The sequence below is a fragment of the Novosphingobium clariflavum genome (assembly GCF_026420865.1).
GTDB lineage: Bacteria > Pseudomonadota > Alphaproteobacteria > Sphingomonadales > Sphingomonadaceae > Novosphingobium > Novosphingobium clariflavum.
Genome location: NZ_JAPCWC010000001.1, coordinates 520617 through 536969, shown reverse-complemented (window position 1 = coordinate 536969; position 16353 = coordinate 520617). Strand labels below are relative to the sequence as shown.

General features: G+C 66.4%; 11 protein-coding genes. 6 read left to right on the top strand and 5 right to left on the bottom strand.

Annotated features, from left to right (window positions below; translation table 11 throughout):
• Positions 1 to 9: 9 nt before the first annotated feature.
• The gene (locus tag OKA11_RS02125) at positions 10 to 1347 is read left to right on the top strand and encodes an MFS transporter (RefSeq protein WP_267218621.1); all 1338 of its coding nucleotides are present in this window, start codon (positions 10 to 12) and stop codon (positions 1345 to 1347) included.
• 118 nt (positions 1348 to 1465) lie between these two features.
• Here the strand turns inward: OKA11_RS02125 and OKA11_RS02120 are convergent, their stop codons facing one another.
• Positions 1466 to 2389, bottom strand: a complete 924-nt coding sequence (locus tag OKA11_RS02120) for a LysR family transcriptional regulator (RefSeq protein ID WP_267218579.1) — start codon at positions 2387 to 2389, stop codon at positions 1466 to 1468.
• Between the two features lie 26 nt (positions 2390 to 2415).
• Entirely contained in the window at positions 2416 to 3345 is a 930-nt protein-coding gene (kdgD, locus tag OKA11_RS02115; RefSeq protein WP_267218578.1) for a 5-dehydro-4-deoxyglucarate dehydratase, read from the bottom strand.
• Positions 3346 to 3695: 350 nt separating this feature from the next.
• On the opposite strand from kdgD, the gene OKA11_RS02110 reads away from it, so the two are divergent.
• The 5 genes from OKA11_RS02110 to OKA11_RS02090 all read left to right on the top strand — a co-directional run bounded on the left by OKA11_RS02110 (position 3696) and on the right by OKA11_RS02090 (position 11917).
• On the top strand, positions 3696 to 4847 hold the full coding sequence (locus tag OKA11_RS02110) for a mannonate dehydratase (RefSeq protein WP_267218577.1): 1152 nt from the start codon (positions 3696 to 3698) through the stop codon (positions 4845 to 4847).
• A 64-nt stretch (positions 4848 to 4911) separates the two neighbouring features.
• Complete coding sequence (locus OKA11_RS02105; protein WP_267218576.1) at positions 4912 to 7695, top strand: TonB-dependent receptor plug domain-containing protein; 2784 nt, start codon at positions 4912 to 4914, stop codon at positions 7693 to 7695.
• A gap of 279 nt (positions 7696 to 7974) precedes the next feature.
• Complete coding sequence (locus tag OKA11_RS02100) at positions 7975 to 9645, top strand: alpha-N-arabinofuranosidase (RefSeq protein WP_267218575.1); 1671 nt, start codon at positions 7975 to 7977, stop codon at positions 9643 to 9645.
• A 35-nt stretch (positions 9646 to 9680) separates the two neighbouring features.
• Entirely contained in the window at positions 9681 to 10841 is a 1161-nt protein-coding gene (locus OKA11_RS02095) for a glycoside hydrolase family 43 protein (RefSeq protein ID WP_267218574.1), read from the top strand.
• Positions 10842 to 10921: 80 nt separating this feature from the next.
• Positions 10922 to 11917, top strand: a complete 996-nt coding sequence (locus tag OKA11_RS02090) for an alpha/beta hydrolase (RefSeq protein WP_267218573.1) — start codon at positions 10922 to 10924, stop codon at positions 11915 to 11917.
• Between the two features lie 313 nt (positions 11918 to 12230).
• Here the strand turns inward: OKA11_RS02090 and OKA11_RS02085 are convergent, their stop codons facing one another.
• The 3 genes from OKA11_RS02085 to OKA11_RS02075 form a co-directional block, all read right to left on the bottom strand.
• Positions 12231 to 12650: a hypothetical protein gene (locus tag OKA11_RS02085; protein ID WP_267218572.1), complete on the bottom strand. Its 420-nt coding sequence runs from the start codon at positions 12648 to 12650 to the stop codon at positions 12231 to 12233.
• A 126-nt stretch (positions 12651 to 12776) separates the two neighbouring features.
• Positions 12777 to 13454, bottom strand: a complete 678-nt coding sequence (locus OKA11_RS02080; protein WP_267218571.1) for a DUF6250 domain-containing protein — start codon at positions 13452 to 13454, stop codon at positions 12777 to 12779.
• Complete coding sequence (locus OKA11_RS02075; protein ID WP_267218570.1) at positions 13451 to 16228, bottom strand: exo-rhamnogalacturonan lyase family protein; 2778 nt, start codon at positions 16226 to 16228, stop codon at positions 13451 to 13453. Before OKA11_RS02075 ends, OKA11_RS02080 begins: the two co-directional genes overlap by 4 nt.
• Positions 16229 to 16353 lie beyond the last annotated feature (125 nt).

The following is a 16353-nucleotide window of genomic DNA, read 5'->3' as shown; positions in this document are numbered from 1 at the left end:
GTGAAGGAAATGCAGAGCATCGCCGCGTCCGAGGTGGATGTGCCGCGGCTGGAAAAGCCAACCCGGGTCCGTCAGCGGATCATTGCGCTGATCTTTCTGATCACCACGATCAACTACGCGGACCGCTCCACGTTTTCCATCGCCGGTAGCGAGGCTTCGCGCGAGCTGGGGCTGGATGCGGTGCAGACCGGCTTCATCCTGTCCGCATTCGCATGGGCCTATGTCGCGGCGCAGATCCCGGCGGGCCTGCTGCTGGACCGCTTCGGAACGCGCAAGGTCTATACCATCGCGATCGCTTCGTGGTCGCTGCTGACCATGCTTCAGGGCTTTGCCGGGCTTTTCGCGCTGCATGTCTTCGCGATGCTGTTCGTCATGCGCCTGCTGGTCGGCGCGGCGGAAGCGCCGTCGTTTCCGGGCAATGCGCGGCTGGTGATCGCCTGGTTCCCCGGCAGCGAGCGCGGGACGGCCTCGGCCATCTTCAATTCCGCGCAGTATTTCTCGCTGGTCGCCTTTGCGCCGCTGATGGCCTGGCTGGTCCATTCCTTCGGCTGGCGCAGCGTGTTCTGGGTGATGGGCGGAATCGGCCTTGCCGGTGCGGCCATGTTCTGGCGCTATATCCGCAGCCCCGTCCGGCACCCGGCGGTGAACCGCGCCGAACGCGACCTGATCGAGCAGGGCGGCGGCCTCATCCACATGGACGAAGGCGGCCGCGCGGCGCGTGCGCCGAGCCTGCGCGACATGCGCCGCCTGCTCGCCAACCGCATGCTCGCGGGGATCTATTTCGGCCAGTACTGCATCAACGTGCTGACCTATTTCTTCGTGACCTGGTTCCCGATCTACCTTGTGCGCGAGCGCGGCATGAACATCGTCGAGGCCGGCTTTGCCGCCGCGCTTCCGGCGCTTTGCGGTTTTGCCGGCGGACTGGTCGGCGGCTATGCCTCGGACGCGCTGCTGAGGCGCACCGGCTCGCTGGACATTGCCCGCAAGGGGCCGCTGACGGTCGGCATGGTCATGGCCAGTGCGATCATCGCCTGCGCTTTCGTGGAGGCGCAGTGGCTGGTCATCGCGCTGATGGCGCTGGCCTTCTTCGGCAAGGGCGTGGCCTCGCTCGGCTGGGCGGTGATGTCCGATGTCGCCCCGCGCGAGCAGTCGGGCGTGGCCAATGGGCTGTTCAACATGTTCGGCAATATCGCCGGGATCGTGACGCCGATCGTGATCGGCTACATCGTGGCGACCACCGGTTCGTTCGACTGGGCGCTCGGCTTCGTCGGGTTGCACTGCCTGCTGACGATCGTCGCGTTCCTGGTGATTGCCGGGCCGATCCGCCGGGTAACGCTGGCGGATTGAAGCGCGTTTTGGAAATGCCCCCGAGGGGGCATTTCGTTAGCGGCACCGGCTCACTTCCCCTCCCGGATCACGGGGTGAGGAGTGGGCCGGTGCCGCTAAATTCTCCAGCGGCGAATTTTCAAAGCAAGGTTTCAAAGCAGAGCTGGCGCATCACATCGAGTGCGGGGTTCTCGTTCTCGCGGTGCCAGGCCAGCAGCAGTTCCGCCGGGGCCTCGGGCGTCGTGCGGATCGTGCGCAAGTGCACGTCGGTCATGTGCAGGCTCTTGGCCGCTTCCGGCACGATCGCGGCGGCAAGCCCTGAGCGCACGAGCCCGAGCATCGAGTGGATCTGCGTCACGTGCTGCACATAGCTGGGCGTGACGGAAGCCTCGGCGAACAGTTTCACCAGCATCTCGTGGAAGTACCCGGCGCCCTGGCGGCTGTACATGATGAGCGGCTTCTCGTCGAAGTCCGAGAGGTCGAGCGCCGCCTTGGCCTGCCGCGGATCGCCGGAGGGCAGGGCGGCGAGCATCGGCTCGCGGTGGATCAGCACATGGTCGAATTCGGCGCGGTCGATCGGCGGGCGCACGAAGGCGAGGTCGATCAGGCCCGTCAGCAGCGCGTCGAGCTGTTCCGAGGTCACCATCTCGCGCAGTTCGAGTTCGATGTTGGGCAGCTTGGCCAGCGCCTGCGCGACGATGCGCGGCAGCAGGTCGTAGCCCGAGGCCGCGGTGAAGCCGATCACCACGCGCCCGGCATCGCCCTTGGCAATGCGCCGGGCGGCGAGCGCGGCGCCTTCGGCAAGGCGCAGGATGCGGCGGGATTCGATCAGGAAGGCACTGCCGGCAGGTGTCAGTTGCACCTGCCGGCTGGTCCTTTCGAGCAGGGTGACGCCGAGGATCCGCTCCAGAAGCTGGATCTGGCGGCTGAGCGGCGACTGGGTCATGTTCAGTCGCCGCGCGGCGCGGCCGAAATGAAGCTCCTCGGCGGCCGCAACGAAGCAGCGCAATTGGCTGAGATCGAACATCGCCAACCGACTAGGCCATCCGATCTGGCCTGTCACCCTGTGACACTCATGCGGCTGGCCGGTCAGGCAGCGACTGGCGCCGCGTCCGCTACGCGCGCGATCAGGGCGGCCAGTTCCTCATGCTCGGCGGCGGTGAGGTCGGCGAGCGGCGTGCGCACCGGCCCGGCATCGCGGCCGACCGCGCGCATCCCCGCCTTGACGATCGAGACCGCATAGCCGCGCCCGCGATTGCGCAGGGCGATGTAGGGCAGCACGAAGGCATTGAGCTGCTCGACGACGAAGGCATGGTCGCCCGCGCGCACCGCTGCGTAGAAGCGCAGAGCCCATTCGGGCAGGAAGTTGAAGATCGCCGAGGAATAGGTCGTCACCCCCATCGCCAGATAGGGAGTGGCGAAGGTCTCGGCGGTGGGCAGGCCGCCGATATAGGTGAGGCGGTCGCCCATGCGGGCCTGGATGCGGGCCATCAGCTCGATGTCGCCGACGCCGTCCTTGAAACCGACGAGGTTGGCATTGCGCTCGCACAGGCGCGCCAGCGTCTCGTCGTTCACGATGCCGTTGTCGCGGTTGTAGACGATCACGGCGAGCCCGGTCGCGCGGCAGACGGCCTCGATATGGGCGGCAAGGCCGTCCTGGTTCGAGCCGATGAGGTAGGGCGGCAGCAGCAGCAGGCCGTCGGCCCCGGCCTTTTCGGCCTTGCGGGCGATGTCGGTAGCGATCGCGGTGCCATAGCCGCAGCCCGAGATGACCGGGATGCGCCCGGCGGTCTCGGCAACGGCGGCGGCGACCACCTGGCCCACTTCGTCGGGGGTCAGCGAGAAGAACTCGCCCGTACCGCCCGCGGCGAACAGGCCGGCAAGCTCATGCTCCAGCATCCATCCGCAGTGCGCGCGATAGTCCGCTTCCAGGAACCGACCCTCGGCGTCGAAATGGGTGACGGGGAACGACAGCAGGCCGGTCCCCAGCTTCGATCCGACTTCCACGGGGCTAAACATCGTGAACTGACCTCTTCCAAAACAGTAAGGCACACCTTTGTGCCAGTGGGCGTTATGGCAGGGGGTGGATCGGGTCCAACCCAATTAGGCAATCAATCGATGCCCTTGTTGGCTGGATCGACATTCTTCACCGCAAGTAATTGCCTGGAATGCCCGTGTTGACGGGCCTTGTGGCTCCGCTCCGTCAGGCGGGCAATCGATTGTCAGTGTGCGTTTCGCATAGATCAAGCCAGAATTGGCATTGGTATTTATGCGGCAAATCCCGCAATGAGCCTTTCGCCGCCAGCACGGCGGCACAAAGCAAAGAGCAGGCCGGACGATCAGCCGGCCGCCAATCGCGGGGAGTGACGATGGATCGCAGGAACTTCATGCTGGCAGCCGGTGCAGGTGCATCGCTGACGCTGGCCGGTGGGGCTCAGGCGGTCTCGGCGCGCTCCGCGAAGCCCGGTGCGCCTGCCGCTTCGGGTCGCAAGCCCTATCTCATGAAGCTCGGCTGCCAGAGCATGCCTTCCAGCGAGGCGCACTTCGCCGATTTCGCGCGTTTCGGCGTCACCAATATCTGTGCCCGCGCCGCGGTGGCGGACGGGCGGCTCTATCCGACCGTCGACGAACTCTCGCGCCTGCGCGACATGGCGCAGCGCCACGGCCTCAGCCTCGACATGCTGGAGCCGGACCTCTTGGTATCGACCCATATCGACCGCGAGAAGCACCCTGCCATCATGCTGGGCGACGGCGCCGAGCGCGACCGCGACATCGAGGCTTTCGCGACCACGCTGCGCAACTGCGCGGCGGCGGGCATCCCGGCGGTGAAGTACAACATGAGCCTGCTCGGCGTGCTGCGCACCGCGCCTGCCGAGGGGCGCGGCGGTTCGCACTACTTCGCCTGGGACTTGTCGAAAGCGAAACCGGCGACCCCGCTGACGCGGGCCGGTGTCGTCGATGCCGACCTGTTCTGGGAGCGCATCACCTATTTCCTCGACCGCATCGTGCCGGTCGCCAACGAGACCAAGGTGCGCATCGCCTGCCACCCGCAGGACCCCGGCACGCCGCCCGGCGGCTATCAGGGGGTGACCAATGTGCTGGGCACGGTGGAAGGCTTGAAGCGGCTCGTCCAGATCAATGAAAGCCCCTATCACGGCCTCAACTTCTGCCAGGGCTCGGTCTGCGAGAACCTGACCGATCCGGCCAACCAGATCTTCGACGTGATCCGCTGGTTCGGCAGCCGCAAGAAGATCTTCAACGTCCACTTCCGCAACATCCAGGGCCACCGCGACCGCTTCAACGAGAGTTTCCCGGACGAGGGCGACATCGACATGGTCCGCGCGCTCCAGACTTACGCGGAAGTCGGCTACGACGGCATGATCATGCCCGATCACGTGCCCGGCATGGACGATCCGCAAGTGGTCGACGGCAAGCCGGTATGGACGCCGCGGGCCGAGAATTTCGCCTTTTGCTACGGCTACATTCGCGGCCTGCTGCAATCGGCGCAGCGTTTGACCTGAGAATACAAGCACGACGCCCGTCGGGCGCTACAGACAAGATCCTTTGGAGGGGAGTTTTCCAGAAATGATGAAGCGGTTTACCGTTCTTGGCGGGGTGTCGGCGCTCGCCCTGTTCACGCACACGGCAGCAATGGCGCAGGATGCCGCTGCCCCCGCTGCGGATACTGCAGAGGCGCAGGATTCCGGCCAGGCCGTCACCACCGAGGACATCGTGGTGACCGGCAGCCGCATTCCGCTGTCCGGCTTCAACCGCCCGACGCCGGTGACGGTGACGAGCGCGGCGCAGCTCAATGCCGCGGCCCCCACCACGCTGGGCGATGCGCTCAAGCAGCTTCCGGCGCTCTCGTCCTCGGCAGGCCCGCGCGGTGCGCAGACCTCCAGCGGGCAGGGCGGCGCCTACCTCAACTTGCGTAACCTCGGCACCACCCGTACGCTGACGCTGTTCGACGGCCGCCGCTTCATTCCCAGTGACGGCAGCGGCCAGGTGGACACCAACATGTTCCCGCAGGCGCTGGTCGAGCGCGTGGAAGTGGTGACCGGCGGCGCCTCGGCGGCCTATGGCTCCGACGCGGTGGGCGGCGTCGTGAACTTCATCATCAACAAGAAGTTCACCGGCCTCACCGGCAACATCCAAAGCGGCATCACGACGTACGGCGACAACGACGAGCAGAAGATCGAGCTGGCCTACGGCACCCGCTTTGCCGACGATCGCGGGCATTTCCTGATCAGCGGCGAGTATTTCCGCAACGCGGGCGTCGATGACCGCCTGGCGCGGCCGTTCTCGCAGAAGAGCTGCCAGCCGATCTCGCTGCCTTCGGGCTCTGCCACCAAGCGCGATTTCGCCTGCGACGTGCGTGTCGCCAATGCCAACTTCGGCGGCCTCATCACCAGCGGTCCGCTCAAGGGCACGACGTTCGATGCCGAGGGCAACCCGGTTGCATTCAACTACGGCACCAGCGTCACCGGTTCGACGATGGTCGGCGGCGATGGTCCGCGACCGCAGTTCGCGCCGCTGATCGCCGGGCTGGACAAGAAGATCGTCTATTCGCGCCTTGCCTTCGATGTGAGCGACAGCTTCACCGTGTTTGCCGAGGGCAATTACGGCAAGACCAGGAACGAGTACCAGGTCGGCTCCTACTCGAACCAGCTTGGCACCACGGCGCTCAAGCTCACGCGCGATAACGCCTATCTGCCCGACGCTCTGGCCGAGATGATGGACGATGCGGGCGTCACCACGATCACGATGGGCCGCTATGACGACGACCTGCCGCGCACCCGCGTCAAGGTCGCCAACGAGACCATTCGCGGCGTGCTGGGCGCCGAAGGCACGGTGCTGGGCGGGCTCAAGTGGAACGCCTATGCCGAAGCCGCGCGCAACACGCGCAATCTGGCACTGCACCACGATCTCATCCAGGCCAATTACGTCAATGCCGCCGATGCCGTGGTCGATCCTTCCAGCGGCGCCATCGTCTGCCGGTCCTCGCTGGCCAATCCGGGCAACGGCTGCGTTCCGGTGAATGTCTTCGGCACCAATACCGTTTCCAAGGATGCCCTGAACTACGTGACCGGCACCAATACCGCCGATCAGAAGTTCCACGAATTCGTTGCCGCCGCCTCGATCGCCGGCGCGCCGGTCACGCTCTGGGCGGGTGACCTCGGCTTTGCCGCCGGTGTCGAGTACCGCCGCCAGAGCTTCAACCAGGTCGTCGATCCCTTGTCGGAGGCCTACAACCCGATCACCAATGCCGAGGGCGCCTACCGCGTCGGCAATGCCAAGGCGCAGAGCGGGCGCTACAACGTCAAGGAAGCCTTCCTCGAACTCGATGTGCCGCTGCTCAAGGACCTGCCGCTGATCCGCGCGCTGGACTTCAACGGCGCGGTCCGCCGTACCGACTACAGCACCAGCGGCGCGGTGACGACGTGGAAGGCCGGGCTTACCTGGCAGCTCTACGACGACCTGCGCCTGCGCGTCACCCGTTCGCGCGACATCCGCGCGCCCAGCCTCTACGAACTGTTCCAGCGCGGCACCACCAGCTATCAGCCGCAGGTCTACGATCCCTTCACCAACACGACTGCGACCAACGTCCGCTCGGTGGTGCGCGGCAATCCCGACCTGCGTCCGGAAGTGGCCAATACGCTGACCTTCGGCGCGGTCTATTCGCCCTCGTTCCTGCCGGGCTTCAACGTCTCGGCGGACTATTACGATATCAAGATCCGCGATGCGATCGCCTCGCTTTCGTACCAGCAGGAAATGGATGACTGCTACAACGGCAGCGCCTCGGCCTGCGCGCTCATCAGCCGCGATGCCAACGGGGTGCTGACGCAGATCGACATCGTCACCCAGAACCTGGCCTCGTTCAACACCCGCGGCATCGACTTCGAGGCGGGCTACCGTTCGAACCTGCCCTGGCTGGCCAAGGACGCGGCGATCTCCACGCGCCTGCTCGGCAACTATATCGACAAGTACGAGCAAAGCTCGCCGGGCGTTGCCGCGATCGACCGGGCCGGCCAGATCGGCACCGCGCCGCACTGGCGCCTGACCGGGCAGGCGGACTTGCGCATCGGTGCGGTCTCGCTGTTCAACCAGGCCCGCTTCATCGGCGGCGGCGCCTACGACAAGAGCACGCTCGCCAGCGATCTGCCGCAGCGCCATTTTGCCGGACAGGTGCTGTTCGATACCCGGATTTCGGCAAAGCTGCCGGTCGATCACGACTGGGAGGCCTATCTGAGCGTCACCAACGTCTTCAACCAGCTGATCAATCCCTATGTGGCCAACGGTCCTTCGGGCATCTCGGACTTCGACGCGATCGGCCGCACGTTCCGTGTCGGCGTACGCTTCACGATGTGACGGCGGGATAAGGGCGGTCTGGATGGAGGGTGCCATCCAGGCCGTCTGGCTTCCGGCTCCCTTCCCGGCCCGAAATATGATCGCTCGTCCCGAAATGTGGTTGACGGGTGCGAAATGAGGCATCATCTCTAGCCCGGCAACTGGAGCGTTTTCCAATCCGGTGGAATCACCTGATGACCCGGAAAACGCGTAAAACCATAATTGTAGAGCAGTGGAGCCTGAGCGTTCCAAGCTGCTGATGCGTCAGCATCGCCGCAGCCTGGTATAAAAGGAGGGGAGATGTCACGATCACGCCGGAGCCTGGCCTGCGGGCTTGCGCTGCTGCTGGCGGCGAGCGGCATGTCGTCTCTCGCCAGTACCACTGCCAGTACCACTGCCAGTACCGGAGGCGAGGTCGGGGCAAGGTCCGCTCCGGGCGCGCGCGCCATGCTCCAGTCGCGCGCGCGCGTATCCGTGGAGGCCGGTGGCCCCACCATCGATCCGAACATCTACGGCCAGTTCGTCGAGCATCTCGGGCGCGGCGTCTACGAGGGCATCTGGGTCGGGCCGGATTCGCCGATCCCCAACGTGCGGGGCATCCGCTCCGACGTCGTCGCCGCGCTGCGGCGGGTCAGGGTGCCGGTCATCCGCTGGCCGGGCGGCTGTTTTGCCGATGGCTACCATTGGCGCGACGGCATCGGGGCGGCGGGCAAGCGGCCGCGCGGGATCAATTCCGCATGGGGCAGGACGCCCGAGACCAATGCCTTCGGCACCCACGAATTCATGGATTTCCTGGGCCAGATCGGGGCGAGCGCGTTTGTCTCGGTCAACCTCGGCAGCGGCAGCGTGCGGGAGGCGGACGACTGGCTGCGCTACATGACCGCGCCGCAGGACAGCGCGCCGGGGCAGGAGCGGGCGGCCAACGGCCATCCCGCGCCCTGGCAGGTGCCCTACATCGGCGTGGGCAACGAAAGCTGGGGCTGCGGCGGTAACATGAGCGCTGACACCTACGCAGCGGCATTCCGCCACTACGCGGCCTTTCTGCGCACCTATTCGGGCCCGCGCGCAAGGCTGATTGCCGTCGGCGCCGATACCGACGACTATGCCTGGACCGAGCGGGTGATGGCGCAGGCCATGCTGTGGCGGCCGGAACCGACGCCGCTTGGTCTCACCAGCGACACGCCCTTGATGTGGGGGCTGTCGCTGCATTTCTACACGTTTGCGGGCAACGACTGGCACGCCAAGGGCCGCAACGTCGGGTTCGACGAGAACGGCTGGGCGGCGGCGCTGGCCCGGGTCGCGCTTACCGACGAACTGATCCGCCGTCATGCCGCGATCATGGACCGCTACGATCCCGGCAAGCGGGTCGCGCTTGCGGTGGATGAGTGGGGCGGCTGGTTCGAGAGCGAGAAGGACGCGCCGTCCCAGCTCTATCTCGAAAGTACCCTGCGCGATGCACTGATCGCGGCAAAGAGCCTCAACATCTTCAACCGTCACGCCGACCGGGTCAGGATGGCCAATCTCGCGCAGATGGTGAACGTGATCCAGTCGCTGGTCCTGACGCGCGGGAGCGCGATGGTCGTCACCCCGACCTACCATGTCTTCGACATGTACAAGGTGCATCAGGGCGCCGAGGCGCTGCCCGTGCAGGTCGAGACGCCCGACTACGTCCATGGCGATGTGCGGCTGGCCGGCATCGACCTGTCCGCCTCGCGCGATAGCGCCGGCAAGCTGCACGTCACCATCGCCAATCTCGATCCGGCAAGGGCGAACCGCCTGCGGATCCATCTGGACGGTGGCCGCTGGCACCGCGCGGGCGCGCAAGTGCTGACGGCGGACGCCATCGACACCCGCATCACCTTCGACAAGGCCGATCCTTTCGTGCCGCGCCCCTTGGCCGTGCATCTGTCGGGCGGCGAGGTGGAACTGGTGCTGCCGTCGAAATCGGTCACCGTGCTGGAAGTCGAATGAAAGGCCCGGGACGACCGGGCAAGGGGAGAGTGCAAATGAAGGCAAGGGTTGTCGGTCTGATGGTGGCGGGATTGGCTGCGCTTTGTGGTTCGCCCACGGTCGGCGGCGCGCAGGCCGCAGGCCCCGCCGCTGCCCCTGCCCCTGCCTCTGCAGCTACCGGGACCGCACGGCAGCTCGAGATCGTGCCGAGCCTTGCCGGGCAGAAGGCGGCGCCGGTGCCCTCGGAGCGGGCGCTCACCGCCTATCTCTTGGTCTATTTCCGGGACGAGACCCATTCGCTGCACATCGCCGTCTCGCGCGATGGCTACAGCTTTACCGACGTCAACGGCGGCCAGCCGGTGCTCAGCGGCCGGGGCATCGCCGAACAGCAGGGCATTCGCGATCCGCACATCGTGCGCGGACCGGACGGCGCGTTCTATCTGAGCATGACCGACCTGCACATCTATGCCCAGCGCGAGGGCCTGCGCCATACCGAATGGGAACGCCCCAAGGCGACCCACGGCTGGGGCAACAATCGCTCGCTGATCTTCATGAAGTCGCGCGATCTGGTGCACTGGACCCATGCCATCGTCCATGTCGACCGGCTTTTCCCCGAAACCGCCAATCTGAGCGCGGCCTGGGCCCCGGAGACGATCTACGACCCCAAGGCGCGCAAGATGATGGTCTATTACACCACGCGGAACGGTGCCGGGACGGAACACATGGTCTATTCCTACGCCGACGATGCCTTCACCACGCTGACCCGGCCGCCGCAGGCCCTGTTTGCCTATCCCAGGCCCAACGTGGGGTCGATCGACGGCGACATCACCCGCATCGGCGGCAAGTTCCACTTGTTCTACGTCGCGCACGAGCGGCCCGGCCATCTGCGGCAAGCGGTTTCGGACAGGATCAACGGCGGCTATGCCTTCGATCCCACCCCCGTCGATCCCGAGACGGTGGGCACCGAGGCGCCCAACCTGTGGCGCCGCGCGGGAACGAACAAGTATGTGCTGATGTATGACGTGTTCGGCGCGAAGCCCAACAACATGGGCTTTTCCGAAACCAGCGATTTCAAGCATTTCCGCAATCTCGGCCGGTTCAACGAACCGGGTTCGCCGATGAAGGCGACCAATTTCGCCGGGCCCAAGCACGGTGCGGTCATGCCGATCACCCCGGCGGAAGCCGAGCGGCTGGAGCGGCATTTCGCCGCGCCCTGAGCCGGGCGACCGCCGCCTTACCCGCCGGCTTACCCGCCGCCCTCAAGCCCCGCATCCACGCCATTACCGGGAGAGTGCCCATGCCGAGTGACCGCCGCCTGTTCCTGACCTCGCTGGGCGCGCTGGCCGCCGCGCCGCTGCTTCCGGCCCGCGCGCTGGCGCAGGCGCAGGCGGGCGAAGGCCCTGCGTTCGAGCGTTTCCCGATCTGGCCGGGTTCGCCGCCGGGGCTGCCGAAGGGCGGTGTCCGGGAAGAGCGGGTGCTGCGCTCCAACAAGAACAATCCCGACGATTTCGCCTGGCCGCATGTGGCAACGCCGATGCTGACGGTCTGCCCGGCGACCAAGCCGACCGGGGCGGCCGTGCTGATGTTTCCCGGCGGCGGCTATGCCCGCGTGGCGATGGGCACGCGGCCGTCCGCGATCTCGCGCTGGTTTGCCGGGCAAGGGGTGACGGCATTCGAACTGCTCTACCGGTTGCCGCATGATGGCTGGGCGGCCGGGCCGGACACGCCTTTGCAGGATGCCCAGCGCGCGATGCGGGTGATCCGCGCCAACGCCGCGAAGTGGCGCGTCGATCCGGCCAATGTGGCGACCATCGGCTTTTCGGCGGGCGGACACCTCTGCGGCAGCATTGCCACGCGCTTTGCGGCCAAAGTCTACGATCCGCTCGACGCCGCCGATGCGCAGGATGCGCGGCCTTTGGTGGCGGGCATGTTCTTCCCGGTCGTGAGCATGATGCCGCCGCTCGCCCATGGCCAGTCGCGCAGCGAACTGCTGGGGCCGAACCCTGGCGAGGACCTGTCGCGGCGCTATTCGCTGCAACGCGATGTGCCCGCCGCGACCCCGCCCATCCTGCTTGGCCATGCGGCGGACGATACCGTGGTCGATTGCGGTAACAGCCTTGCCATGTTCGAGGGATGCCGGGCAGCAAAAATTCCGTCTGAGCTTTATGTGATCGAGAAGGGCGGCCATGGCGCCCCGCTGTTCGAGCCGGACGGCCGGGCGGGCCTGTGGCTGACGCGCTTTGCCCGCTTCGCCGCGCGGCACGGCCTGCGGATTGCGTCCGACGGGGCGTGAGGCAGGAGCCCGCTTTTCTCACAAGGTGGCGAGAGGGAAGCGGGCCCCACCTGCGCAGGGGCGAGGAGGGAGTAGAGCGCCGGGCGTGTCGAGAGGAGCCATCGTGCGGCTCCTCATGCGGCGTGGACACATTCAGCGGGGAGCGGAGCGACCGAGTTGGGTGGGAAGCGGAAGCAGACGCGGACGCTGCCCCAACTACCCCGCTCATGCTGAGCTTGTCGAAGCATGGGGGCTCAGCGCCCCGCTTCGGGGCCTTCGACAAGCTCAGGCTGAGCGGGTTTGGTCTGTTTTGGGTGGTGAGCGGACCTACAGCTTACCGGAAGAACTCGAAAAATTCGCCGTCGATGAGTATCTTGCGAGGAAAGCCGCGTTCAGAAATTCTGATCTCCGTAAAGCCTTGGTGTGCAGCAGCTTCATTGAGCGAACTGAGGAAGAGGCGATTATCTTTTATCATTAAATTCACGCCGTCTGGCTTATACTGACCAATGTAATGGCCGCGAAAAAATATCAAAACTCTCTGGCCGCCGTGAATTGCGCAATCTTTGCAGGTGTCGGCTAATCTATATTTATAGTCATAAATAAAATACTCATGACGTTGAGTGCGAAGTGAACCGATTTTGCGAATGGATAGTTTGTCGCTTTGACAGTCTACCGAACCGGAAAACCCGCCTGAGACCAGCGCTTCTTTAAGTCCGTGAAGGCAATCATGCGCAGGAAGCTGCCCACCGCTCAACGTGAAGCTAAGAAGGCCGCATAGAGCGAAAAGCAAGGCTTTATGGCATCGCATAGTTGCATGATGAATTATGGGGAGGATGTCCGCAACGGGGCGTAAACGGCCGCTCGAATTTGTCCACGCGCCTTAGTGCCCGGCTCCAAGCGGAACGATCCGGAAATTGCGGATGCGCAAGTGGCTCCTGGTGGTGCGCAGGGCGAACCAGCCTCGGGCGTAGGGCGCGGCATCGGTCATCGTGAAAAGCCGCTTGCCGCCGAAGTCCACGGTCACTTTCGTGCCATCGGCGGCAAGCCGCACCGGCACCCAGCGATTGGCTACCAATAGCGCTGCGGGATCCGTCCGGTCGTGCTCGGGCAGCAGCGGGCGATTGCCCGGTTCACCGACGTAGCGGCGCATTCGGGTCGTGGTGTTGCGATTGCCGCCGATGCCCAGGTAATAGGTCTTTAGCGTGTCGTAGGCCTGGAATGCCCCGCCGCGGGGGCGGGCCAGGGGCGATCCCTCCGCCGCCGCCGGGTCGGTGGCCATCCAGAAGGCGTTGACGTCGCTCACCGCATCGTTCGGCCCGCCCGCCGACACGGCCATGACCTCGTATTCGATGGCGACGGGCGCGCGCAGTTCCTCGCCCCACCAGACCGAGATGCCTTCGGGCGCATCGATGTCCATCACGCCGCCCTTGGCGGTGACGCGCGAGGGCGCTTCCGCCTCGACGCGCCAGTGCGACAGGCCGTGGCGCAAGTCGTCCGTTTGCGGAGACGCCGCCGCCGACAGAAGCACAGGCATCAAGGCGGCGGCGAGGCGTTTCACTCCAGCGCATCCCCGATCAGCGTCAGGTTCACGGTGGCGGCGATGCCCCACTGCGCGGCGTCGTTGGTGGAGACTTCGGCGATCTCGTCCACCGGCTTGAGCACCGCGGCCCCGGTGACCTTGTGCGCCCCGCGCGACTGGTCGCGGCCTTCGCGGTCGCCCGCGCCGAAGAATTCGCCCCAGGCACGCCTGACCAGTTCCGGCTTGCCGAGTTGCACCCCGGCATAGGCGGTGTAGCGCGAATGCGCCTGCGTCAGTGCGCGGCCCTTGCCCGATGCGCCGGTGCGGGCGCGGAACTCCGCCTCGGGGGCGTTGTAGAGCTCGCAGTATTCCAGCCAGGTCTTGCGGAAGGCCGGTTCGTCCACGAGTTCCAGCAGTTCGGCGGTGATCTCGAACACGCCGAACACGCCGTTGAGGTGGCTCATGTTGACGTCCTTGCCGCCCCCCACGAAGCGGCCGGAGGCGAGATCGAACGCGCCGCCGCCGGCCAGCCAGCCTTTGGGCAACGCGGCAATGGAGCGCATTCCGGCCACGATGCGGTCGCGCCAGCGGGTGTCGCGCGTGCGCTCCCACTCGGTCAGCCAGGCGCCCAGCAGCGAGCCCCAGACGGTGCCGAACTGCATGAAGATCTGGCCCTCGGGCAGCGGCTGGTCGGCCACCACCGCGCCGGTGCCGGCGAGCGGTTCGGCCCGGTGCAGCACCTTGCGGCCGATGTCGACCGTCTTGAGTGCATGATCGCTGTCCACCAGGGCGCGCATCAGGTCGCCGCAGCGCTCGTCGGTGGTGAGGTAATAGTAGAAACGGCGATAGGCGGCGTTGGAGATGCGCGGCTGCTTCGAACTGTCCGCCCAGTGCTGCACGCCGTGGCGGGTGCCCAGGCCCTTGAAGCGGCCGGCATGGTAGACGTCGACCTCGCCGGTGTGGCGGGTCATCGCTTCGGCAAGCCGGAACACGTCGGCGCGGCCGCTGCGCAGGAAGCCGTACCACAGCCACATGTCGGTCGACAGTTCGCTGTTGTCCCAGGCGAATCCGCCGATGTCGTAGCGCCACACGTGCCGCTCGTTGTCATAGCTGTGCATGACGTCGCCGTAGTTCCAGAAGCCGTACCAGCGCCGCTGTTCGACTTGCCCGATGTAGAAATCGAGTTCCTGTTTCGCGCGCGTTTCGATCTTGCCGCGCAGCGCCCTGCCCGCGGCGATCGGGCTCCATGGGCCGAACAGCCCGGCCGCGTGGACCCGCGCGACATTGGGAACGAGGCGCGGCGGGGTGGCAAGGCCCTTGCCCATCTGCGCCAGCCGTTCGCGCGGCGGCGTGGCGGGCAGTGCCCAGATGCGGAATTCGGTGGTCCGCGCGATCCCGGAGGCGTCGCCCCAGCCGGGTTCGTAATCCTCGTAAGTCACGTCGAGGCCGCGGTTCTGCGCCTCGTAACTCTCCATGCCCATGACCTCGTGGTAGAAGCGCAGGTCCATCGCCGGGGCATCGGGGGCGTGGTACCAGATCGTGAAGCGCGCGGTGTCGGTGGCGGCATCGGCGATGTCGAGGCCGACCGGGCAGCGCTGCCAGAAGTCGTGCATGCCGAAGGCGACCCCGCCCGAGGGGCTGCCGACATAGCCCAACCCCGGTGCGCGCCCGGCGGTGTCGACGTCGATCCAGCCGCAGCCCGGCCGGGTGCGCTTGACGATGGAAAAACCGTCCGAATTGGGCTGGCGCAGGCGGAAATCGCCCCAAGCGGGGATATATTCGATGTTCTGGCGCACCGCGGTGCCCATCTGGTCGAGCGGAGGGACGGCCTCGCCCGCCACTTGTGCGTCGCGGAACGCCTTGCCGGGATCGCGGCGCAGCCCGGTCAGCGGACGCACCGCCTCGCCCCAAAGCCCGCCATTCTCGCCCGCGAAACGGACGTGGCGGTCATGCAGGGCGCCGCGCATCGGTACGCCGCCCTCCAGGCCCAGTCCGCGAATGAAGCGTTTGGCCGGGTCGCCGTCGAAGATCATCGAGTGGACCAGCCGCACGCTGTCCGATCCGGCGTGGAAGTAGAGGCGGACGCAGAAGGGCATCCAGTCGCCCGCACTTTCGCTCGCCTCACCGCGATGGCGGCCCTCGAGCTTGATGACGGCGCGGATCGGGCCGCTCTGTTCGACCGTCGCGCTGTCGATGCTGCTGGTCCAGCGGGTCAGCTCGGGGGCGCCGTCCTCGTCGTCGGCACGGTCCTGCGCGCGGGCGAGCAGGCGCACCGAGTGCAGCACTTGCGCCGAACCGACATTCGCGGAGCGGATCAGCGCCTCGCCCGAACGGCCGACGGTCCAGACGGTCTGGCCCACGGTGACGGTGATGGCATCGCCTGCCTCGCGCAGGGAAAGCGTCTGCGCGGGCCGGGCGCTGCCGGGCGCGACGCGCAGGGAACCGGCGCGGGCGCCGTTGGCGGCGGCGGCGTGCCCGGTCCACTTGATCGAGCCGTCCGGCCACCAGGCCATCGGCCATGTCTGCAGTGCCTCGCGTGTGCCGCCTGCGCCTTCCAGAACGTAACCGCGCTTCTCGAACCGGGTGCCGCGCGGCCAGGGCTGGCCCCATGACTGGCCTTCGTGGGCGGAGGGCGCGCTGCCATCGAGCCATACCACGTCGTCGCCCGGCGCGATGCCGGAATCCAGCGGCTCCTGTGCGCCTGCGGGAGCGGCCTTGGCCTGCCCGGCGGTGAGCGCCATCGACGAGACGGCGGCCGAGGTCGCCAGACTTTGCGCCAACATCTCGCGGCGGCTCCAGACCAGCTTGCTCATGCACTCTCCCATTTTGAGCGACGTCTTATGTGGGATGGTATTTCATCATGTGGTCTTTATCGTCAACCGCTGCGGAAAGAAAAAAGTGGCCCCATGCGGCGGGGCCGGACCCCGTGCGCGCTTGT